Genomic DNA, 20171 nt, shown 5'->3' with positions numbered 1-20171 from the left:
CGTGGCGGGCCGGCGCCCGGCCGGGGCACCGTGCGCGGCGCCGCGGCGGGTGCCGGTGCGGTGGCCCTGGCTCGCCGCGCTCGCCGTCGCGAGCTGCCTCATGATCACCGGATTGGGTCTTCTGGGGAGCGGGTCGTCCGGCGCCCCGGTGCCGGAGAGGACGGCGACGGTGTCCGTCGGCCAGGGCGACACGCTCGCTTCGCTGGCCGCCCGATTCGCGCCAGACAGTGAGCCTGGCGCGGTTGTCGCCCGGATCAAGGAACTGAATCGCCTGGACCAGGCCGTTCTGGTGCCCGGGCTGCCGCTCACCGTCCCGGTGGCGGAAGCCGCCGCCGTCCCTGCACCCTGATTTACCGGGGCCGTCAACCGCGCTCACCCGGGCGTGGATCGGGTCCGGCGTGCCGCTTGCGCGCGCACCTCTCGAGTTCTACCCTTCGCCGCTATATGTAGTAGTTACACCGCTGTAGTTGGTCCACAGGTTGGGGTAGACTGGGCAGCAGTTGTCCACAGCTGGTCGGCCTTTACCCACCGGATGTCCACAAAACGATCACCAGGTGCAGGGGTTGCGTGGTGGCCGCGGGGACGTCGACCGCGGGCGGCCGGCGCGGAGGGGAAGGTGATCGGCGGATGAGGTGCCCGTTCTGCCGGCATGCGGACTCTCGGGTCGTCGACTCCCGAGAGGTGGATGAAGGCCAGGCGATCCGCAGGCGGCGCTCGTGCGCGTCGTGCGGGCGGCGGTTCACGACGTCGGAGACGATGGTGCTCGCCGTCGTCAAGCGGTCCGGGGTCACCGAACAGTTCAGCCGGGACAAGGTGGTGAGCGGCGTCCGCCGCGCCTGCCAGGGCAGGCCGGTCGACGACGACGCGCTGCAGCAGCTCGCGCAGCGCGTGGAGGAGTCGATCCGCTCCGCCGGGCTGGCGGAGATCCCGAGTCACGAGGTCGGCCTGGCCATCCTGGGCCCGCTGCGTGAGCTCGACGGGGTCGCCTACCTCCGGTTCGCCAGTGTCTACCGCTCCTTCTCCTCGGTCGAAGACTTCGAGAAGGAGATCGCCGACCTGCGTGAGGCCATGGCGGGTGCTGCTGCCGAGAAGGACAGCGATCAGCGCGAAGACGGCGACTGAGCCGTCCCGCTGCGGGAGAGGGTTCAACCGATGACGGAAACCGTGGGAACGGGGGCCCGCGCGGCCGCCGGCAAGAAGAGCAAGGCCGCCGGCGGGCTGAGCGTGCGGCGCGTCTTCACGACCGAAGGCCAGCACCCGTACGACCAGGTGACCTGGGAGCAGCGGGACGTCGTCATGACGAACTGGCGCGACGGCTCGGTCAACTTCGAGCAGCGCGGCGTGGAGTTCCCCGAGTTCTGGTCGGTCAACGCCACCAACATCGTCACCAGCAAGTACTTCCGCGGCGCCGTCGGCAGCCCGCAGCGCGAGCGCAGCCTCAAGCAGCTCATCGACCGGGTCGTGCACACCTACGTCAAGGCCGCCCGCGACCACGGCTACTTCGCCACGCCGCAGGACCTCGAAATCTTCGAGCACGAACTCACCTGGATGCTGCTGCACCAGGTCTTCAGCTTCAACTCCCCGGTCTGGTTCAACGTCGGCACGCCGTCGAAACAGCAGGTCAGCGCGTGCCAGCCGTACGACGCCCTGGTGAGCACCCCCGGCGGCGCCGTGCCGATCGGCCGCTTCGTCGAACTGAACGCCGTGGGTGCCAAGGTGTACGACGCGCACGGCCTGACCAAGGTCGTCGCCACCAAGGCGAACGGGATCAAGGAAGTCCTGCGGGTCACGACGAAGTCGGGCCACGTTCTCGACGTGACAGCGGACCACCTCGTGTGGCGAGCGAGCGCGGGTGGCGGGAAGTTCGTGCCCGCCGGCGACCTGCGGGTCGGCGACCAGCTCGAGTGGCACCGGCGGGCCGCTTTCGGCGAAGAGGAGATCAGGGAAGCCGACATCGCCGAAGCCGCTCTCGCAGGCTCGCTCACGATCGAAGCGATGACCGTGCAAGCTGGCGAAGCGGACTGGGTGCGAGACGCGCTCGACCGCATCTGCCCGGACAGTCAACGTGCCCGGCTCGGCGGAGATGTTCTCGAGAACTTCTTCGACCACTGGGGTCTGCGCGCTCGCGGTACCGAAATGGTGGTGCCGGAGCACTTGTACACGGCGCCGCTTCCGGTCGTGGCCGCTTATCTGCGGAACATCTTCCAGGCTGGGGGTTACGTCTCCGCCCGCGAACGATCCACTCTGGTGGCGGTGGACATGATCGGCGAGCAGCTGATCCGAGGTGTCCAGCAGCTTCTGTCCCGGTTCGGCATCTTCGCTCGCGTGGGCCGCGACAAGGAGAACCGGCAGGACCTCTGGGGCATCCGCATCCAGAACTCCGGTGACCGGCGGATCTTCGCGGACGAGATCGGCTTCGTCGATCCGGTGAAGACGGCGAAGCTCGAGGCGTCCTTCGAAAAGCCCGGCCTGCCTGCCCACGAGCGGAAGCGGCTGGAGATCGCCGCGATCGAAAGCCGCGGCGAGCTGCCGGTCTACGACATCCAGACGGAATCCGGCGAGTACCTGTCCGGGAACCTCCGCGTCCACAACTGTTTCATCCTCGCTGTCGACGACACGATGGAGTCGATCCTCAACTGGTACCGCGAGGAGGGCCTGATCTTCAAGGGCGGCTCCGGCGCCGGCCTCAACCTCTCCCGCATCCGGTCCTCGAAGGAGCTGCTGACCTCCGGCGGCACCGCGTCCGGCCCGGTCTCGTTCATGCGCGGCGCCGACGCGTCCGCGGGCACCATCAAGTCCGGCGGCGCCACCCGGCGCGCGGCGAAGATGGTCGTCCTCGACGTCGACCACCCGGACATCGAAGAGTTCATCCAGACCAAGGCGCGCGAAGAGGAGAAGATCAAGGTCCTCCGCGACGCCGGGTTCGACATGGACCTCTCCGGCGCGGACATCTCCTCGGTGCAGTACCAGAACGCGAACAACTCGGTCCGCGTGTCCGACGAGTTCATGCAGGCGGTCGAGAACGGCACCGACTTCGGCCTGCGCGCCCGGCTCACCGGCGAGGTCATCGACCGCACCGACGCGAAGAAGCTGTTCCGCACGATGGCGCAGGCCGCGTGGGAGTGCGCCGATCCCGGCATCCAGTACGACGGCACGATCAACGACTGGCACACCTGCCCCGAGTCGGGCCGGATCACCGCGTCGAACCCGTGCAGCGAGTACATGCACCTCGACAACTCCAGCTGCAACCTGGCGTCGCTGAACCTGCTGAAGTTCGTCACCCCCGAGGGCACGTTCGACGCGCCGCTGTTCGCCCGCGCCGTCGAGTTCGTCATCACCGCGATGGACGTCTCGATCTGCTTCGCGGACTTCCCGACCGAGCCGATCGCCGACACCACGCGGAAGTTCCGCCAGCTCGGCATCGGCTACGCGAACCTCGGCGCGCTGCTGATGGCGCTGGGCCACGCGTACGACTCCGACGGCGGCCGCGCGCTCGCGGCGGCGATCACGTCGCTGATGACGGGCGTGTCGTACCGGCGTTCGGCCGAGATGGCCCAGGTCGTCGGCGCGTACGAGGGTTACGCGCGCAACGCCGAAGCGCACCAGCGCGTGATGCGCAAGCATGCGGCGGCGAACGAACTCGTCCGCACCTACCACTCGAACGACGCCGCGGTCCGCGCGCTGGCGACGGAGGAGTGGCAGAAGGGCATCGAGATCGGCGCGAAGCACGGCTGGCGCAACGCGCAGGCCTCGGTGCTCGCCCCCACCGGCACCATCGGCTTCATGATGGACTGCGACACCACCGGGATCGAGCCGGACTTCTCCCTGGTGAAGTTCAAGAAGCTGGTCGGCGGCGGTTCGATGCAGATCGTCAACCAGACGGTGCCGCGCGCGCTGGAGGCGCTGGGCTACCCGGGTGAGCAGGTCGAGGCGATCGTCGAGTACGTGGCGCAGAACGGCCACGTCGTCGACGCGCCGGGGCTGCGTCCCGAGCACTACGAGGTGTTCGACTGCGCGGTCGGCGAGCGCTCGATCGCGCCGATGGGCCACGTCCGGATGATGGCCGCGGTGCAGCCGTTCCTCTCGGGCGCGATCTCCAAGACGGTCAACATGCCGGAGTCGGCGACGGTCGAAGAGGTCGAGGAGATCTACTTCCAGGGCTGGAAGCTCGGCCTCAAGGCCCTCGCGATCTACCGCGACAACTGCAAGGTCGGCCAGCCGCTGTCGACGGCGAAGAAGACTTCGGAGACCGCCGCTGCCGAGCCGGAGAAGGTGGTCGAGTACCGCCCGGTCCGCAAGCGCCTGCCGAAGAAGCGCCCGAGCCAGACGGTGTCGTTCACGGTCGGCGGCGCGGAGGGCTACCTGACGGCGGGCTCGTACCCGGACGACGGCCTCGGCGAGATCTTCGTCAAGCTGGGCAAGCAGGGGTCGACCCTGGCGGGCGTGATGGACGCGTTCTCGATGTCCATCTCGGTCGGCCTCCAGCACGGCATCCCGCTCGAGTTCTACGTCTCGAAGTTCTCCAACCTCCGCTTCGAGCCGGCGGGCATGACGGACGACCCGGACATCCGCATCGCGACGAGCGTGATGGACTACCTGTTCCGCAGGCTGGCCCTGGATTACCTGCCGTACGAGAAGCGCTCCCAGCTGGGCATCCTCTCGGCGGACGAGCGCTCGGCCGAAGTCGAGGCGTCCTACGGCGCCCCGAAGGTCGACCTCGAAGCCCTTCAGTCCACTGTGGACGCATCACCGGAGCCGCATGTGGCGGAGCCGGAGCACCCCCACCGCGAAGCCCAGACGACGACGGAGCTGATGGAGCTCCGCCTCGGCAAGGCGGCGGACGCCCCGCTCTGCATGACGTGCGGAACGAAGATGCGCCCGGCAGGCTCGTGCTACGCCTGCGAAGGCTGCGGCGCCACTTCGGGTTGTAGCTGACGGATCCGCGGCCGAGCCGGGCGTGACCCGCCCGGTTCGGCCGCGGTGCTCAACGGGCCAGGATCCGCGCCACGACACTGCCGAGGTCGTCGGACGGCTCGGTGCTCCGCCAAGCGACGAAGTGGTCCGGCCGCACCAGGACGGGCCGCCCTCGGCGATCCCGGTGGTGCGAAACCAGGTTTCGTCCTCGACGACGTGGGCATCGACGTCGAGCCTCTGCGCCGCCTCGAGCCACGCCCGGCCGGACGGGCCGGCGAGCAGCGTGAGCCGCCGGCCGACCAGGTCCAAAGTGGACACGTCGTTGCCCAGCCACGTGTGCGGCACGCGGGAACCGGGTGTTCCGTCCAGGATGACGTCCTCCGTGGACGGCAGAGCGGTCTGCGCGCCGAGCACCGCCGCCGAGGCGTAGCGGAAGCCGAGGTGGACGATCGGGGCGTTGACCACGCCCGCCGCGGCGCGAGCGGCGGCCGCCGGCGGCCCCTGTTCCCAGTGCAAGCGGGGATCTTCGGGCCGCAGCAACGCCCGGCGCGCACCTCGCTGCGGCCGCCGTCGACCAGGTAGCTCGCGCGCACGGTTTGCCGGCCGTCCGGTCCGTAGAGCACCGCGGTGACGCAGGAGTCGTCCTGGTGCGCCGAGACGAGCGTGGTCGAGTACGCGATCGTGGCCCCGCGCTCCCGCGCCGCGCTCAGCACCACCGCGTCGAGCCGGTCTTGCGGACAGGTGCCGCGCAGCACGCCCGGGCTGAGCTCGCTCGCCGTGAGATTCGGGGTGTTCGGCACGGCGGGCGGGGTGTCCGGCAGGTCCGCCGTCGCCAGGGTCGGCGCGGAGATCTTGCCGAGCGTGGCGGCCGCCCGGACGGCGACGGCCTCGACGTCGCCGTGGATCCCGGCCTGGCGGAAGAACTCCATGGTGCGGAAGCCGAGGCCGGTGGCGCGCGGGTGCGGGCACGGGCCGGCCGTGCGTTCCACGACGAGGGCCGGGACGCCGTGGCCGGCGACGAAGAGGGCGGTGGCGGACGCTGGTCAGCACGGCGCGGCTGGACGGCCGCGACTACCGGGTGATCCGGCCGGCGCGCTCGATCGCCCATGCGTCGCTGTCCGAACAGCGGTACGGGGCGCAGATCTCCACGAAAGTCCCCATCCCGACCACAAGCACGCGGCATCATCGACTCGATGACGTACGCACACTGGCTCCAGGATTTCGAAACCGAGGCCGAACGCCGCGGGCAGCGCGAAGACCCGCCGTGGGAACGGGGCGCGCGCCTCCACCCCGACGTCGCGAAGAGCATCCAGCGGTTCCAGGTCGGCGAAGCCGGCGACGGGGCCAACCTCATCGCGAAAGCCGCCGGGGACGACACCTACCTCGCCGCCGTGAAACTCTTCGTCGCCGAGGAACAGAACCACGCGCGGATGCTCGGCCTGCTGCTCGGCGCCGGTGGGGTGCCGACCCTGGCGAGCCACTGGTCGGACACCGTGTTCGTCAAGCTGCGGCGGGCGCTCGGGCTGCGGCTGGAACTCATGGTGCTGCTCATCGCCGAGGTCGTCGCCCTGCGGTACTACCGTGCCCTGCGCGATGGCCCGGCGGACCCCTTGGTGACGCAGGTCGCGGCCCGCATCCTCGCCGACGAGGAGCGCCACGTCCCCTTCCACTGCCACCGGCTCCGCGCCGGCTTCGGCGGCCTGTCCAAGGCAGCGCGCGCCACGGTGTTCGGGGGTTGGCGGGTGCTGCTGCTCGGCGTCGCGGTCACCGTGGCCGCGGACCACGGGCCGGCGCTGCGCCGGCTCGGCGTCGGGCGGCTCGTCTTCGTCGCCAACGTGCTCACTGAGTTCGAGGCCGCCCTCGCGCGGATCCGCGGTGAGGAGGCGCGGTATCGCCCGAAGCGCTCCCGGCCGCGCGGGCTCTTCTAAAGGAGCCCGGCCAGCTGCCGCAGCGTCCGGACAAGCTGCTCGGAAGACACCCCTCGCGAAGTCTGGTGCAGGAACAACTCGGGGGCCAACGGCGCCAGCAGGACATCCGCCAGGACATCCGGGTCCGCAGCCCCCGCCGCCTCCGCCAGCACCCGCACGTGCGTCCGCCAGAACCCGTACGCCCCCGTCGTGAACCGCGAATGGCCCACCTCCGCACCCAGCACCAACGGTGCGTGCCGCTTTAGCAGCTCCACCATCGCCTCGTAGAACGCCGCCAGCCGCTCGGACGGCGGCGCGCCCGGGCCCAGCGGTGGGTCTCCGCGCAGCAACGACTCCTGCAACCGTCGCTCGTGTTCGTCCAGCAGGGCCACCGCGATCGACGACCGGTCCGGGTAGCGGCGGTACAAGGTCCCTCGGCCGACGCCCGCCGCCCGGGCGATGTCCTCCATCGTCACCTCGGCCGCGCCGCGGGTGGTGAAGAGCTCCTCGGCCGCCGCGAGGATCTTGGCGCGGTTGCGGGCCGCGTCGGCTCGTTCGGGCATGTCGCCAGCCTAGGGAATATCCGGACGGGGCGTCCAGTTAGCCTCAAGTGGACGCCGCGTCCACTTGAGGAGGAATCGTGCCCCACCTGCTGCACCTCGACTCCAGCGCCCGCCGCTCGTCGTTCTCGCGCGAGCTGTCCGCCCGGTACGCCGCCGGCTGGAGCGGCACCCGGACCTACCGCGACCTCGCCGCCGATCCGGTCCCGGTGATCGGTGAGGCCTGGACGCAAATCTGCGACGCCCTGCTCGCAACCGGGATCACCGACCCCGCGCACTACGCCGACGTCGTCGAGACGCCGGAGCGGAAGCGGGCCTGGGCGATCGTCGAGCCGCTCCTGGCCGAGCTGCTCGAAGCCGACGTCGTCCTGATCGGCGCGCCGATGTACAACTTCTCGATCCCGGCCGCCCTGAAGGCGTGGATCGATCAGGTGACGTTCCCGAAGATGGACCTGAGCGGCAAGAAGTTCGTCATCGCCGGCGCCCGCGGCGGCACCTACGCCGAGGGCACGCCGCGAGCCCCGTTCGACCACCACGAGCGCTACCTGCGGGACTTCATCGCCGGGCACTACGGCGTCGACGACGTCCGGTTCGTGCACGCCGAGCTGACCAACGCTCTGGTCGACCCGCATCTCGCCGCGCGCGACGGCGAACGGAAAGCGTCGCTCGAAGCGGCTCGGGCGGCGTTCTGATGGGCTGGGTGACGCTCGTCTTCGCCGGGCTCGTCGAAGTCGCCTGGTCGCAGAGCATCAAACCGACGGAGAACTTCACCCGGCCGTGGCCGACGCTCCTGTGCTTCGTGCTCGGCGCCGCCGCGGTCTACCTGCTGTCGCGCGCGATGGACACCGTCCCGGTAGGCACCGCCTACGCGGTGTTCACCGGGATCGGCGCCGTCGGCGCGATCGTGCTCGGCGTCGTCGTCACCAAGGACCCGCTCAGCGTCGGCCGGGTGGCCGCGCTGGCCCTGATCGTCGGCGGCGTCGTGCTCGCGCGGGTCACTTCGTGAGCTGCTCCCACAGGAACTCGAACACCAGCGCCCACTTGAACGCCAGCTGCTCGTTGTCGGCCGCGGCACCGTGGCCGCCTTCGATGTTCTCGTGATACCGGACGTCGTGCCCCTGCTCACGCATCCGCGCCACCATCTTGCGGGCGTGGGCGGGGTGCACGCGGTCGTCGCGCGTCGAGGTCACGAACAGCGACGGCGGATACGCGCGTCCACTGTGGACGTTCTGGTACGGCGAGTACTTCGAGATGAACTCCCACTCCGCGGCGTCGTCGGGGTCGCCGTACTCGGCCATCCACGACGCGCCGGCCAGCAGCAGGTGGTAGCGGCGCATGTCCAGCAGCGGCACCTGGCTGACGATCGCGCCGAACCGGTCCGGGTAGCGCGTCAGCATCACGCCCATCAGCAGGCCGCCGTTGCTGCCGCCCTGGATCCCGAGCCGCGTAGGTGTCGTGATGCCCCGCGAGACCAGGTCCGCGGCCACCGCGGCGAAGTCCTCGTACACGCGGTGGCGCTCGGCCTTGATCGCCTGGGTGTGCCAGCCGGGCCCGTACTCGCCGCCGCCGCGGATGTTCGCGACCACGTACGTGCCGCCGCGGGCCAGCCAGCCGCGGCCGATCATGCCGCTGTAGGACGGCGTCAGCGAGATCTCGAAGCCGCCGTAGCCGGTCAGCAGCGTCGGGCCGCCCTCGGCGCCGGACGGCCGGACGACGAAGTACGGGATCTTCGTGCCGTCTTCCGACGTCGCGAAGTACTGCGCCACGTTCATGCCCGAAGCGTCGAAGAACGCCGGAGCCTGCTTCAGCACTTCGACCTCTTCGCCGACATGGCCGTAGCTCAGCGTTGACGGCTGGAGGAAGCCGCTGGAGTCGATCAGGTACTCGTCGCTGACGTCGGGATCGGTGTCGAAGATGTCCGCGCTGCCGAACTCGGGCCCGCCGGCGAGGGGCTCCTCGGTCCAGGCGCCGGGCCCGGGCGTCAGGGTGCGCAGTTCGCTGCGGACGTCGCGCAGCGTGCCGAGAAGCAGGTGGTGGCGCGTCCAGGCCCAGTACTCGAGCGAGGTGTGCTCGTCGGGCGTGAACAGCGTCGTGAAGTTCCGCTCGCCGGCCAGGAAGGCGTCGAAGAGGATGGCGATCAGCGAGCCCGCCGGGTGCTCGGTGCCGCCGGCGGTCCACGCCTTCCGCGGCCGCACCAGCAGCCATTCGCGGTGCACGGACGTGCTCGCGTCGTCCGGGACGTCGATCTTGACCAGCCCGGACGGCGTCTTCAGGTGCAGTTCCGAACGGTAGAAGTCGATCGCGCGGCTGACGAAGTCGCGCTCGAAGCCCTCGGTCGGGTCGTGGGACGCGCCGATCGAGACGTCGTCGGGCTTGCCCTCGAAGACCGTGACGGCTTCGGAAAGCGGCGTGCCGCGGCGCCACTCCTTGGCCAACCGCGGGTACCCGGAGCTGGTCAGCGAACCCGGGCCGAAGTCCGTTCCGAGGTAGACGCGGTCCTCGTCGATCCAGCCGATCCGCGTCTTCGCCTCCGGGACGGTGAACCCGTCCGCGACGAACTCGTGCGCGTCGAGGTCGAACTCGCGGACCACCGTGGCGTCCGCGCCGCCGCGGGACAGCTCGACCAGGCCGCGCCGGTAGCCCGGCCGCAGCACGGTCGCGCCCTGCCAGACCCAGTTCTCGCCCTCGGCTTCGGCCAGCGCGTCGACGTCGAGCAGGAGCTCCCACTCGGGCTCGGCCTGCCGGTAGGACTCCAGCGTCGTCCGCCGCCACAGGCCGCGCGGGTGGCCGGCGTCCTGCCAGAAGTTGTAGAGGAACTCGCCGCGGCGGCGGACGTACGGGATCCGATCGTCGGCGTCGAGCACTTCGCGCAGCTCGTCACGCAGTTCGGCGAACCGCGCGCCGGTGGTCAGCTCGGCCAGCGTCTCGTCGTTGCGGGTGCGCACCCAGTCCAGCGCGTCGTCGCCGGTCACGTCTTCCAGCCACAGGTAAGGATCCTCCACACTCATGCCGACAGTCTCGCCCGGCTGACGGCCTCGGGGCCACCCGGTGGCGTGTTCGTTTCGTGATCCCTGCCTCCCGGGGTGTCCGTATGCTGGTGCCACACAGCAGGGGGAGATCGTGAACGACGCCGAACCGCCGTGGCCGGGGACGGCCCGGCCACCGGAACCCGCGTGGGTGCCGGAGCCGAACCCGTGGGCACCGAACTGGGCCGCGGCTCCGCCCGTCCCCATCGCGCCACCCCGCAGCCGGTTCTGGGGCGCGGTCAGCGGCGTCTTGATCGTCGTGGTGTCCATCTCGCTGATCGCCGCCACCATCCCGCGCCGGGTGGACGGCCGCGCGTTCGCCGCGCAGGGCGCCGACGCCGGCCGGGCGTACGGCGACACCGGCAAGCCCCCGAAGGCCGTGCCGGAGCTGGCGCGCAACCCCCTGCTCGGCGACGGCATCAGCCCCGGGCCCGCCACCTGCACCCTGCCCGACCTCGGCCGGGCGGCCGAGCAGCTGAAGGCCTACTACACCGCGCTCGTCACCTGCCTGGAGCAGTCGTGGCGCCCGGCGCTGGAGAAGGCGAACGAGCCGACGCTCACCGCCACCGTGTCGGTGACGCTGCCGGAACACAGCTCGTGCGGCGAGGCGCCGACGGAGAACGAAGCCGTCGCCTACTACTGCGGCGGCGATACGACGATCTACGCCCCGACCGACTGGATGCTGTCGGACGCCGGGCTCAACAAGGCCCGGCACATCGCGACGATCGCCCACGAGTACGGCCACCACGTGCAGCGCGAGAGCGGCATCCTGTCCGCGGCGGCGGACAAGATGACCTCGCCGGACGAGAACAGCACGGCCGACAAGGAGGTCGTGCGCCGGATCGAACTGCAGGCGAACTGCTTCGGCGCGCTGTTCCTGACCGCCGTCGCGGGCTCGGGCTCGATCAGCCGGTCGCTGGCGAACGCCGCGGTCGCCGACTACGGCCGGGCCAACGACAGCGACACCCACGGCTCGCGCGAGCACCAGCTGTCCTGGGCGAAGGCCGGTTACGACGGCAAGGCGACGAAGGCGTGCAACACGTGGAGCGCCCCGGCCGACGAGGTCAGCTGACGGCCCAGGCGGGGTCGCGGCCGAGCAGGGCGAGGAACCGGTCGAGGGGGCTCGCGTCCGCGGGGACTTCGACACTGTGGGCGAACGAGCCGTTCGTCTCGCGGCCTTCGTCCGGGATCCGCTCGGCCAGCTTCGTGGCGATGTACACGGCTTCGGCGTCCGGCTCGTAGGGCAGGCCGAGCGTGCGGGCCAGGTCCCAGCCGTGCGCGACCGTGTCGACCAGGTGCATGTGCGCGGCGATCGCGCCGGGGAACGTGCCGAAGTGGTTGATGGTGAGCTGCCGCTCGAGCACGGCGTCGCCGGCGAAGGCGTCGAGGAAGTCCTCGACGGACGCCCGGTACGCGGCGTAGGCGTCGTCGCCGAGGGAGCCGGCGTCCCAGTCCGGTGCCGAGCCTTCGCGGGCCGCCGTCGCGAAGGCGTGGTTCTCGCTGACCTGGTGGCGGAGCAGATCGGCGAGCGTCCAGCCGGCGCACGGGGTGGGGCGGGCGAGGTCGGCGGGGGTGACGCCGGCGACCAGCTTGTCGAGGAGGAGCAGGGTGCGGCGGTCGAGTTCGCGGAGATCCATACCGGGTACGTTAGGCGGGCCAGCGGACCACGAACACTGCCAAATCCGGCGCAACCTTCGTGGGCCAATCTAGACTGGCGCCGGTGGAGATCCACATCGACCTGACCGGGACACGCGGCCACCGCGACGCGATCTACCGGCAGCTGCGCGCGGCGATCCTGGCCGGCCGGATCCGGCCCGGCGAGGCGTTGCCGCCCACCCGTGAGCTCGCGCAGCGGCTGGCGGTCTCCCGGACGACGGTCAGCGCGGCCTACGACCGGCTCACCGCCGAAGGGTTCCTCGCCGGGCGCGTCGGCGCGGGCACGTTCGTCACGGCTTCGCCGGTTTCCGCCGAGCCGGCGCCGGACGTCGCGGGCGTGCGGCCGCTGCCGGAGTGGGACGCCGTCCCGGCGCCGCCCGCGCCGTTCGCCCCGGCGCCGGAGTTCGACTTCCGGCCGGGCGTCCCCGACCTCTCGCTGTTCCCGTTCGACACCTGGCGGCGGCTGATCACGCAGCGGCTGCGGGCCGGCCAGGCCGACCTGATGACCTACGGCGACCCGCAGGGCCACGCCGGGTTGCGCGCCGAAATCGCCCGCCACATCGGCGTCTCGCGGGACGTCCGTGCGAGTGCGGCGCAGGTCGTCGTCACCGCGGGCGCCCAGCAGACGACCGACCTCGTCGCGCGGGTGCTGCTGCGGGCCGGCGACCTCGCCGCCGTCGAGGACCCCGGCTACCCGCCGCCGCGGCTGGTGCTCGGCGCGCGCGGTGTCCAGGTCGCGCCGGTGCCGGTGGACGCCTCCGGCATCGTCGTCGACGCCATCCCGCCGGGGACGCGGCTGGTGTACGTGACGCCGTCGCACCAGTACCCGCTCGGCCTGTCGATGTCGCTGGACCGCCGGCTCGAGCTGCTCGACTGGGCCGAGCGCACCGACGCGGTGCTCGTCGAGGACGACTACGACACCGAGTTCCGCTACACCGGACGGCCGCTGGAACCGTTGCACAGCCTGGATTCCCGCGGCCGGGTCGTGTACGTCGGCTCGTTCTCGAAGGTGCTCTCGCCGGCGTTGCGGCTGGGGTTTCTCATCGCGCCGCCGTCACTGGTGCCCGCGCTCGTGAAGGCCCGTTACCTCACCGACTGGCACGCGCCGAACGTCGAACAGGCGGCGCTGGCGGCGTTCATGGCCGAAGGTGGCTTCGCCCGGCACGTCCGGCGGATGCGGAAGGTCTACCGCGCCCGGCACGAACTGCTGACCCGGGCGCTGGGGGCGTTCGACTTCCTCACGCCGTTGCCGTCTTCGGCGGGCTTGCACCTCAGCGCGCTCGCGGCGGCGGACTGCAGCCCGCTGGTGCGCGCCGCCCGCCGTCGCGGCGTCCGGCTGTACTCGCTGGGGGACTTCGGGGTGGGGGAGCGGCGGCACGGGCTCGTGTTCGGTTACGGTGCGGTCGCGGCCGAGCGGATCGAGCCCGGGCTGGCCCGGCTGCGGGCACTGGCGGACGAAGGAGCGGCATGACCGACGACGTGATGGTGGCGATCGACGCCGGTCTGCGGCAGCACATCGGCGGCGACCGCGCCGGCGCGTACGCGACCTTCGCGCGGCTGTGGGCTTCGATCGGGGACGACGGCGACCCGCTGCACCGCGTCGCACTGGCCCACCACATGGCCGACGTCTGCGACGACCCGGCCGAGGAACTCGAGTGGGACCTGCGGGCCCTGGCCGCGGCCGATTCGCTGACCGACTCGCGAGCCCGGGAATACCACTCGTCCCTGGCCGTGCGCGGCTTCTACCCGTCGCTGCACCTCAATCTCGGCGAGGACTACCGCAAGCTCGGCGACCTGCCCGCGGCCCGCGAACAGCTGGCGCTGGCCCGCGCGCGCCTGGACGCCCTCGGCGACGACGACTACGCGGCCGGGATCCGGCTGGCCCTCGACGGGCTCGCCGAACGGCTCGGCTGAATCGGTACCAATACCACGAAGACGCCCCGTTTGCCGGACTTTCGCGGGGCGCCAGGGGGCCCTAACCTGTGGTGATCCAGCTCACCGACGGGAAGGATCGCCATGCGGATTGCGGATCTGCTGCGCAAGAAGGGGTCGGCGGTCGCGACGGTCACCCCCGATACGACGGTGACCACGCTGCTGACCGGACTGGCCGAACACAACGTCGGCGCGATGGTGGTCGTCGCCCCGGACGGCGCCATCGCGGGCATCGTCTCCGAACGCGACGTCGTGCGGCGCCTGAACGACCACGGCCCGGGCCTGCTCGACGGCCCGGTCTCGGAGATCATGACGAAACTGGTGGCGAGCTGCACCCCGGACGACTCGGTGGACCAGCTCTCGGTCCTGATGACGGAACGGCGTATCCGCCACGTCCCGGTCCTCGCCGACGGCCGCCTGGCCGGCATCGTGTCCATCGGGGACGTCGTGAAGAACCGGATGGAACAGCTGGAGCAGAGCCAGGAACAGCTGCAGGCCTACATCTCCCAAGGCTGACCCCAAGCGCCCCAACGCCACATTGGGTGCGTCAGACGCACCCAATGTGGCGTTCGGTGCGTTGGACGCAACCAACGCCACATTGGGGCGCTTGACGCCTCACTCGCGCCAGCCGGAAAGCTCCACGCCCTTCGCGACATCCACGCGGTAGGAGAGCGTCACCTTGCCCGTCTCGCCCGGGCCCAGCGTCAGCCGCCACGTGAATTCGCCGAGTGCCGACGTCTCCACCGGATCGGGCGCGGTCTTCACGTCCTTCACCGTGATCGTGTCGTCCCGCGAAACCGGCGCCTGGTCCAGCACCGTCACCACCGCCGGACGCGGGCCGTGGTTGCCGACCGAAATGCGGTACTCCGCCTCGCGCCGCTTCTGCCCGGACAGCGTCGCCTTGGACGCCGTCCGCCGCACCAGTTCCCGCTCGATGCGGATCCGGTCGTCGACCCCCAACGCCAGTTCCAGTTCCTCCCCGGGCGCCCACGGCTCGAGCACGGTCGTCCCGACGAACTCCGCGTCGTGGAACACCGAAGCCCGGCCGGGCCGCAGGGCGTGCTCCGACGAATTCACCACCGTCGCCCGCAAGTACGCCTCTTCCGCCAGCACCGGCGCGGTGATGTACCCGAGCGACGCCGTCAGCGAAAGCTGCGCCAGCGTGGTCCGGTGGCCGGAAGCCCCGGACGGCACCGCGACCGGCCGCGAAGGCCGGTAGGTGACCGCGGTCGTGCCCTGCTCGACCGACGCGAGTTTCGGCGCCAGGGACGCCAGCGACGCCGAGGACGCGGCGAAGTCCCTGCGCATGCCTTCGGGAGCGGCACCCGCTGCGCCGTAGGCCGCCGCGGGTGCGGCCGGGACCGGGCGGACCCGATCCAGGTACCACGGCTGGAGTTCCGGCACCACCACCGACACCGCGGGCCGGGCCGTCGACAGCGCCAGCTCGCACTCCGGCCAGTCCTCGCCGGTGTACTGGCTGACGAGCCCGTACGAGACCACGGTGACGTCGGTGCCGCGCACCCGGATGTCGTACCCCGGTTCCCAGCTCGCGCCGGGGACCACATAGGACAGTTCCAGCTCGGCTTCCGCGGTGGCGTCCGAAATCTCCAGCTCCACGGTCACCGAGGTGCTGTCCCGCCCGGTCTGCGCGCCCTGCGCCTCGATCCGCCGGTCGAGCGCGGCGAGGTCCTCGCGCAGCCGGGCGATCCGCTCGCTCAGCACCCGGCGCGCCTTCAACGCCGAGGCCAGCCGCGCACTCAGCGCGTCCGTCACCTCCGCGACGCGCGAAGGTTCGGCGGTGCCGGCCGCGAGGGCTTTCGCGAAGCTGCCGCCGCTGCGCTTCGCGAGCGAAGTCAGCAGATCGACCTTCATCGTCTCGGCCGCTTCGTCGTCCAGGACGCCGTCGAGCGTGGCCTGGTCGGCCCGCCGTTGCTCGACGAGCTCCTGCAACGCCGGGTCGGCCGGTTCGGCGTGCCACTCGGTGCGCACGTCGACGCCGGTGATCAGCGCGGGCCCGGTGCCGGTGACGCGCACCGAGCCCGGGTCGAGGGCCGGGGGCAGCCCGGCGAAGGTGAGGCGCGGCCCGCCGTCGAGCGGAGCCTTGCCCCGGCGGGTGATCCGCGCCTGCTGCGGGTAGACGGTCACGGCGGTGATCGGCGCTTCGACGGTCGGCATGCCTCCGACGTTAGTCTCTTGACACCCCCGCGGGCGGACCGGAAGTGTCTTCAGGCGTCCGCTTCGCCCGGCTTGGGGGTTTGAGTGAAAGCCGCAGTCCTGCTCGCCGCCGTCCTCGCGCTCCCGCTGACCGCGGGCGTCGCCGAAGCCGCGCCACCGGCCCCGGTGTTCACCGGGGGCCAGGCGCAACCGGTGTTCGACCCGGCCGACGTCGTCCGCGAGGACGTCTGGGTCACCGCGCCCGTCGACAGCGACCACGACGGCGCCGACGACCTCGTGCACGCCCAGGTCGTGCGCCCGCGCGCGACCCAGCAGGGCCTGAAGGTCCCCGTCGTCTACCAGGCCAGCCCGTACTACGCCGGCGGCAACGACGTCGCGAACCACAACGTCGACGTCGAGCTCTACGCGCCCGGGTACGCCCGCGGCCCGGAAGGCCCGCGCGTCGCCGCGCACGGCGTCGGCCCGGCCACCCCGATCACCTGGCGCTACCAGGACTACTTCACCGCGCGCGGGTTCGCCGTCGTCTACGGCGAATCGCTCGGCAGCGGGCTCTCCACCGGCTGCCCGACCACCGGTGACGTCAACGAGACGATCGGCGCCCGTTCGGTCGTCGACTGGCTCAACGGCCGCACGAGCGCGAAGGACGCGAACGGCGCCGCGGCGAAGGCGGACTGGACGACGGGCAAGACCGGCATGATGGGCGTCTCCTACAACGGGACGCTGCCCAACGCCGTCGCGAGCACCGGCGTCCAGGGCCTCGAGACGATCGTGCCGATCGCGGCCATCTCCAGCTGGTACGACTACTACCGCAACGACGGCGCGGTCGTCGCGGCCGGCGGGTTCCAGGGCGAGGACGCCGACGTGCTCGCCGAGTACGTCTACACCCGCGCGGACCGGCAGGCCTGCCGGTCGGTGATCGACGGGCTGACCCGCGACCAGGACCGGGTCACCGGCGACTACACGCCGTTCTGGGACGTCCGCAACTACCGCAACGACGTCGGCAAGGTGCGCGCGTCGGTGCTCGCGGTGCACGGCCTCAACGACTGGAACGTCAAGACCGACCAGGTCGCGACCTGGTACGAGGCGCTCAAGGCCCGCGGCGTCGAGCACAAGATCTGGCTGCACCAGTCCGGGCACGCCGACCCCTACTCGCTGCGCCGCGACGTCTGGCTCGCGACGTTGAACAAGTGGCTGTCCCACTACCTCTACGGCATCGACAACGGCATCCAGAACGAGCCGAAGGCGACGATCCAGCGCGAGGACAAGTCGTGGGCCGACGAGGCCGACTGGCCGGCGCCGGGCACCGCCGACGTCCGCGTGTACCCGTGGCCGGGCGGCCGTTCGAAGGGCACGATCGACACGCGCAACCCGGTCCCGGGCACGGCGGCCGTGGAAACCCTCGCCGACGACTCGTCGAAGACGATCGAGCAGCTGGCCGGTCTCGCCTCCTCCGGCAACCGGCTGCTGTACGCGACTCCGGCGGCGAAGCAGGCCGTCCGCCTCTCCGGTACGGCCCGCGCCGACCTGGCGCTGGCGTTCGACCGGCCGGCGGCGAACGTCTCGGCGATCCTGCTCGACCGCGCCCCCGACGGCACGTCCCACGTGATCAGCCGCGGCTGGACCGACCCGCAGAACCGCACGTCGCCGGCCCGCACCGAGCCGATCACGCCGGGACAGACCTACCGGATCGGCGTCGACCTGATGCCGAAGGACTACATCCTCGCGGCGGGCCACCGGCTGGAGGTCCTGGTCGCCTCCAGCGACCACGACTACACGCTGCGGCCGAAGCCGGGCGCCGGGCTCGCGCTCGACCTCACGAAGACGTCGGTCATCCTCCCGGTCACGGGCGGCAAGCCGGCGCTGCGGGCCGCGTTCGGCTGATGCTGCCGGAGCAGGTCCGGGCCGACGTCCGCACGTTGTGGGACTACCACGACCTGCGGCACGCGCCGCGGCGGTCGGACGCCGGGATCGGGCTCGGCAGCCGTGATCCCGGCGTGGCCGTGCACGCGGCGGAGCTGTTCCACGCCGGGTGCTTCCCGCTGGTCGTGTTCACCGGCGCCAACGCCCCGACGACGGTGGACCGCTTCCCGCGCGGCGAAGCGGTCCACTACCGCGAAATCGCCCTCGAGCTGGGCGTGCCGGACGAGGCGATCCTGGTCGAACCCGAGGCCCGCAACACCGGGGAGAACATCGTGTTCACCCGCCGGCTGCTGGCCGGCCGGGGGATCGGGTCCGTGACCCTGGTGACGCGGCCGTACCAGCAGCGCCGTGCCTACGCGACTGCCAAGCGGCTCTGGCCCGGCGTCGACGTCGTGTGCGCGTCGAAGGCGGCTTCGTTCGAAGACCACGTCAGCGGGGAAGAGGACGCCGAGCGCGTGATCGGCATGCTCGTCGGCGAGACCCAGCGGATCACCGAGTACGCCGAGCGGGGCTTCGCGATCCCGCAGCGCGTCCCGCCCGGTGTCGAGCGGGCGTTCGGCCGGCTGGTCGAGGCCGGGTTCACGCAGCGGTTGGTCACCCTCCGCGGTGACGATCACTCACTGTAACGATTTTCGCAGGTCAGGCGACTTACCGGCGTTCCGTCCGCTGCGAGAGGACCCGCCATGACCTCGACCGCCGAACCCACCTTGGAGAGCCTGCGCACCCAGCTGTCCGGCGCCGTGCTGACCGACGGCGAACCGGGCTACGACGTCGCCCGGTCGGTCTGGAACGGGGAGATCGACCGCCGCCCCGCGGTGGTGGTGCGGCCCGCCGGGCCCGCGGACGTGGCGGCAGCGCTCGCGTACGCGCGTGAAGCCGGCCTCGAGGTCTCGGTGCGCGGCGGCGGGCACAACTACGGCGGCGCGGCGGTCGTCGACGGCGGTCTCTGCCTCGACCTGAGCTCGCTCGACGCGATCAGCGTCGACCCGGAGGGCCGGACCGCCCGCTGCGGCGGCGGGACGACGTGGGCGCAGCTCGACACGGCCACGCAGGAGTACGCGCTCGCGGTGCCGGGCGGCACGATCAGCCACACCGGCGTCGGCGGGCTGACCCTCGGCGGGGGCTTCGGCTGGCTCACCGGCAAGCACGGGATGTCGTGCGACAACTTGCTCTCGGCCCAGCTCGTCACGGCCGACGGCGAGATCCTGCGCGTGTCGGCGGAGGAGCACACCGACCTGTTCTGGGCGCTGCGCGGAGGCGGCGGCAACTTCGGCGTCGTCACCGAGTTCGAGTTCCGGCTGCACCCGATCGGGCCGATCGTCCACCTGGGACTGTTCTTCTACGGCCTCGACGACGGCGTGGCCGCGCTGCGCCACGCCCGGGAACTGCTCCGGACGTTGCCGGGCGAGCTGGGCGTGCTGGTGGCCGGGCTCAACGCGCCGCCCGCGCCGTTCGTCCCGGAGCTGTTCCACTTCCGGCCGGGCTACGCCGTGCTGATCGCCGGCTTCGAGGGAGAGGAGCGGCACGCCGAGGCGGTCGCGGCGGCGCGGTCGGGGCCGGCGTCGCTGTTCGAGTTCGTCTCGCCGATCCCGTACGTGGAACTGCAGCGGATGCTCGACGGCGCCGCGCCGTGGGGCATCCTCGCCTACGAGAAGGCCGCTTACGCCGACGGTTTCACCGACGAAGTCATCGAGGTGATCGCGGACTTCCTGCCGCGCAAGACGTCCCCGCTGTCGCTCATGCCGATCTTCGCGATGCGTGGCGCCTTCACGGAGGTCGCCGACGACGCCACGGCCTTCGGCGGCCCGCGGCGCGAAAGCATCCTGATCAACATCGACTCGCTCGCGGCCGAGCCGGAGCCGTACGCCGTGGACCGCGCGTGGGTGCGCGAGTTCTGGGAAGCGCTGGTGCCGGTCTCGTCCAACTCGGCGGGCTACGTCAACTTCATGGCCGAGTACGAAGCCGACCGCGTGCGGACGTCGTACGGCCCGGAGAAGTACGCGCGGCTGGCCCGGATCAAGGCGGCCTACGACCCGCGGAACGTGTTCCACCACAACGCGAACATCCGGCCCGCGCCGTGA

At 71.4% G+C, this 20171-nt stretch carries 17 protein-coding genes and 1 pseudogene; 13 read left to right on the top strand and 5 right to left on the bottom strand.

The features are described from left to right. The first annotated feature begins 100 nt into the window (after positions 1–100). The 3 genes from ACWEF6_RS31055 to ACWEF6_RS31045 all read left to right on the top strand — a co-directional run bounded on the left by ACWEF6_RS31055 (position 101) and on the right by ACWEF6_RS31045 (position 4935). Positions 101–349 carry a LysM peptidoglycan-binding domain-containing protein gene (locus ACWEF6_RS31055; protein WP_449686190.1) on the top strand — a complete coding sequence of 83 codons (249 nt, stop codon included), beginning with the start codon at positions 101–103 and terminating at the stop codon, positions 347–349. Positions 350–627: 278 nt separating this feature from the next. Next, a complete protein-coding gene (nrdR, locus tag ACWEF6_RS31050) occupies positions 628–1122 on the top strand; it encodes a transcriptional regulator NrdR (protein ID WP_033261941.1) in 495 nt (164 codons plus the stop codon). A 30-nt stretch (positions 1123–1152) separates the two neighbouring features. Beyond that, a complete protein-coding gene (locus ACWEF6_RS31045) occupies positions 1153–4935 on the top strand; it encodes a vitamin B12-dependent ribonucleotide reductase (RefSeq protein ID WP_449686189.1) in 3783 nt (1260 codons plus the stop codon). Here the strand turns inward: ACWEF6_RS31045 and ACWEF6_RS31040 are convergent. After that, positions 4893–5933: pseudogene (locus tag ACWEF6_RS31040) on the bottom strand (FAD-dependent monooxygenase); the annotation flags it as partial. The gene ACWEF6_RS31045 and the pseudogene ACWEF6_RS31040 sit on opposite strands and share 43 nt — an antisense overlap. A 174-nt stretch (positions 5934–6107) precedes the next feature. Here ACWEF6_RS31040 and ACWEF6_RS31035 point away from each other — a divergent pair. Next, positions 6108–6842 carry a ferritin-like domain-containing protein gene (locus ACWEF6_RS31035; RefSeq protein WP_449686188.1) on the top strand — a complete coding sequence of 245 codons (735 nt, stop codon included), beginning with the start codon at positions 6108–6110 and terminating at the stop codon, positions 6840–6842. Here ACWEF6_RS31035 and ACWEF6_RS31030 read toward each other — a convergent pair. Then, the gene (locus ACWEF6_RS31030; RefSeq protein WP_449686187.1) at positions 6839–7384 is read right to left on the bottom strand and encodes a TetR/AcrR family transcriptional regulator; all 546 of its coding nucleotides are present in this window, start codon (positions 7382–7384) and stop codon (positions 6839–6841) included. The two genes, ACWEF6_RS31035 and ACWEF6_RS31030, sit on opposite strands and share 4 nt — an antisense overlap. Before the next feature lie 77 nt (positions 7385–7461). On the opposite strand from ACWEF6_RS31030, the gene ACWEF6_RS31025 reads away from it, so the two are divergent. Next, on the top strand, positions 7462–8073 hold the full coding sequence (locus tag ACWEF6_RS31025) for an FMN-dependent NADH-azoreductase (protein ID WP_449686186.1): 612 nt from the start codon (positions 7462–7464) through the stop codon (positions 8071–8073). After that, a complete protein-coding gene (locus ACWEF6_RS31020; RefSeq protein WP_449686185.1) occupies positions 8073–8387 on the top strand; it encodes a DMT family transporter in 315 nt (104 codons plus the stop codon). The genes ACWEF6_RS31025 and ACWEF6_RS31020 overlap by 1 nt, the downstream gene beginning before the upstream one ends. On the opposite strand, the gene ACWEF6_RS31015 is transcribed toward ACWEF6_RS31020, so the two are convergent. Next, positions 8377–10389 (bottom strand): prolyl oligopeptidase family serine peptidase, encoded by a 2013-nt coding sequence (locus tag ACWEF6_RS31015; RefSeq protein ID WP_449686184.1) that lies wholly within the window; start codon positions 10387–10389, stop codon positions 8377–8379. The two genes, ACWEF6_RS31020 and ACWEF6_RS31015, sit on opposite strands and share 11 nt — an antisense overlap. A gap of 112 nt (positions 10390–10501) precedes the next feature. Between ACWEF6_RS31015 and ACWEF6_RS31010 the strand changes: the two genes are divergently transcribed. Then, entirely contained in the window at positions 10502–11479 is a 978-nt protein-coding gene (locus ACWEF6_RS31010) for a neutral zinc metallopeptidase (protein WP_449686183.1), read from the top strand. On the opposite strand, the gene ACWEF6_RS31005 is transcribed toward ACWEF6_RS31010, so the two are convergent. After that, complete coding sequence (locus ACWEF6_RS31005) at positions 11472–12044, bottom strand: TIGR03086 family metal-binding protein (RefSeq protein ID WP_449686182.1); 573 nt, start codon at positions 12042–12044, stop codon at positions 11472–11474. The two genes, ACWEF6_RS31010 and ACWEF6_RS31005, sit on opposite strands and share 8 nt — an antisense overlap. Positions 12045–12127: 83 nt before the next feature. Here ACWEF6_RS31005 and pdxR point away from each other — a divergent pair, with 83 nt between their 5' ends. From pdxR to ACWEF6_RS30990, 3 genes are all read left to right on the top strand, one after another. Further along, positions 12128–13534: a MocR-like pyridoxine biosynthesis transcription factor PdxR gene (pdxR, locus tag ACWEF6_RS31000; protein ID WP_449686181.1), complete on the top strand. Its 1407-nt coding sequence runs from the start codon at positions 12128–12130 to the stop codon at positions 13532–13534. Next, the gene (locus tag ACWEF6_RS30995; RefSeq protein WP_449686180.1) at positions 13531–13977 is read left to right on the top strand and encodes a hypothetical protein; all 447 of its coding nucleotides are present in this window, start codon (positions 13531–13533) and stop codon (positions 13975–13977) included. The genes pdxR and ACWEF6_RS30995 overlap by 4 nt, the downstream gene beginning before the upstream one ends. 102 nt (positions 13978–14079) lie before the next feature. Further along, positions 14080–14511 (top strand): CBS domain-containing protein, encoded by a 432-nt coding sequence (locus tag ACWEF6_RS30990; RefSeq protein WP_449686179.1) that lies wholly within the window; start codon positions 14080–14082, stop codon positions 14509–14511. 99 nt (positions 14512–14610) lie between these two features. Here ACWEF6_RS30990 and ACWEF6_RS30985 read toward each other — a convergent pair whose 3' ends face one another. Next, a complete protein-coding gene (locus ACWEF6_RS30985; RefSeq protein ID WP_449686178.1) occupies positions 14611–16170 on the bottom strand; it encodes a DUF4139 domain-containing protein in 1560 nt (519 codons plus the stop codon). A gap of 84 nt (positions 16171–16254) precedes the next feature. Between ACWEF6_RS30985 and ACWEF6_RS30980 the strand changes: the two genes are divergently transcribed. The 3 genes from ACWEF6_RS30980 to ACWEF6_RS30970 are packed head-to-tail and all read left to right on the top strand — an operon-like array spanning position 16255 to position 20171. Beyond that, positions 16255–18051 carry a Xaa-Pro dipeptidyl-peptidase gene (locus ACWEF6_RS30980; RefSeq protein WP_449686177.1) on the top strand — a complete coding sequence of 599 codons (1797 nt, stop codon included), beginning with the start codon at positions 16255–16257 and terminating at the stop codon, positions 18049–18051. Beyond that, positions 18051–18716 (top strand): YdcF family protein, encoded by a 666-nt coding sequence (locus ACWEF6_RS30975; RefSeq protein ID WP_449686176.1) that lies wholly within the window; start codon positions 18051–18053, stop codon positions 18714–18716. The genes ACWEF6_RS30980 and ACWEF6_RS30975 overlap by 1 nt, the downstream gene beginning before the upstream one ends. Positions 18717–18773: 57 nt before the next feature. Continuing rightward, positions 18774–20171, top strand: coding sequence for an FAD-binding oxidoreductase (locus ACWEF6_RS30970; protein ID WP_449686175.1), 1398 nt, complete (start codon positions 18774–18776; stop codon positions 20169–20171).

The organism is Amycolatopsis sp. NPDC004772, assembly GCF_053601215.1.
The sequence above is the reverse complement of the archived record's forward strand: the minus strand, read 5'-3'. Positions and strand labels throughout refer to the sequence as shown.

What these genes read in the sequence shown, in the direction of transcription:
- ACWEF6_RS31015 (WP_449686184.1), bottom strand. Translation starts at nt 10,389, where the DNA reads ATGAGTGTGGAGGATCCTTACCTGTGGCTGGAAGACGTGACCGGCGAC.
- nrdR (WP_033261941.1), top strand. Translation starts at nt 628, where the DNA reads ATGAGGTGCCCGTTCTGCCGGCATGCGGACTCTCGGGTCGTCGACTCC.
- ACWEF6_RS30975 (WP_449686176.1), top strand. Translation starts at nt 18,051, where the DNA reads ATGCTGCCGGAGCAGGTCCGGGCCGACGTCCGCACGTTGTGGGACTAC.
- ACWEF6_RS31035 (WP_449686188.1), top strand. Translation starts at nt 6,108, where the DNA reads ATGACGTACGCACACTGGCTCCAGGATTTCGAAACCGAGGCCGAACGC.
- ACWEF6_RS30985 (WP_449686178.1), bottom strand. Translation starts at nt 16,170, where the DNA reads ATGCCGACCGTCGAAGCGCCGATCACCGCCGTGACCGTCTACCCGCAG.
- ACWEF6_RS31055 (WP_449686190.1), top strand. Translation starts at nt 101, where the DNA reads ATGATCACCGGATTGGGTCTTCTGGGGAGCGGGTCGTCCGGCGCCCCG.
- ACWEF6_RS30990 (WP_449686179.1), top strand. Translation starts at nt 14,080, where the DNA reads ATGCGGATTGCGGATCTGCTGCGCAAGAAGGGGTCGGCGGTCGCGACG.
- ACWEF6_RS31005 (WP_449686182.1), bottom strand. Translation starts at nt 12,044, where the DNA reads ATGGATCTCCGCGAACTCGACCGCCGCACCCTGCTCCTCCTCGACAAG.
- ACWEF6_RS31020 (WP_449686185.1), top strand. Translation starts at nt 8,073, where the DNA reads ATGGGCTGGGTGACGCTCGTCTTCGCCGGGCTCGTCGAAGTCGCCTGG.
- ACWEF6_RS31045 (WP_449686189.1), top strand. Translation starts at nt 1,153, where the DNA reads ATGACGGAAACCGTGGGAACGGGGGCCCGCGCGGCCGCCGGCAAGAAG.
- ACWEF6_RS30995 (WP_449686180.1), top strand. Translation starts at nt 13,531, where the DNA reads ATGACCGACGACGTGATGGTGGCGATCGACGCCGGTCTGCGGCAGCAC.
- ACWEF6_RS31030 (WP_449686187.1), bottom strand. Translation starts at nt 7,384, where the DNA reads ATGCCCGAACGAGCCGACGCGGCCCGCAACCGCGCCAAGATCCTCGCG.
- ACWEF6_RS30970 (WP_449686175.1), top strand. Translation starts at nt 18,774, where the DNA reads ATGACCTCGACCGCCGAACCCACCTTGGAGAGCCTGCGCACCCAGCTG.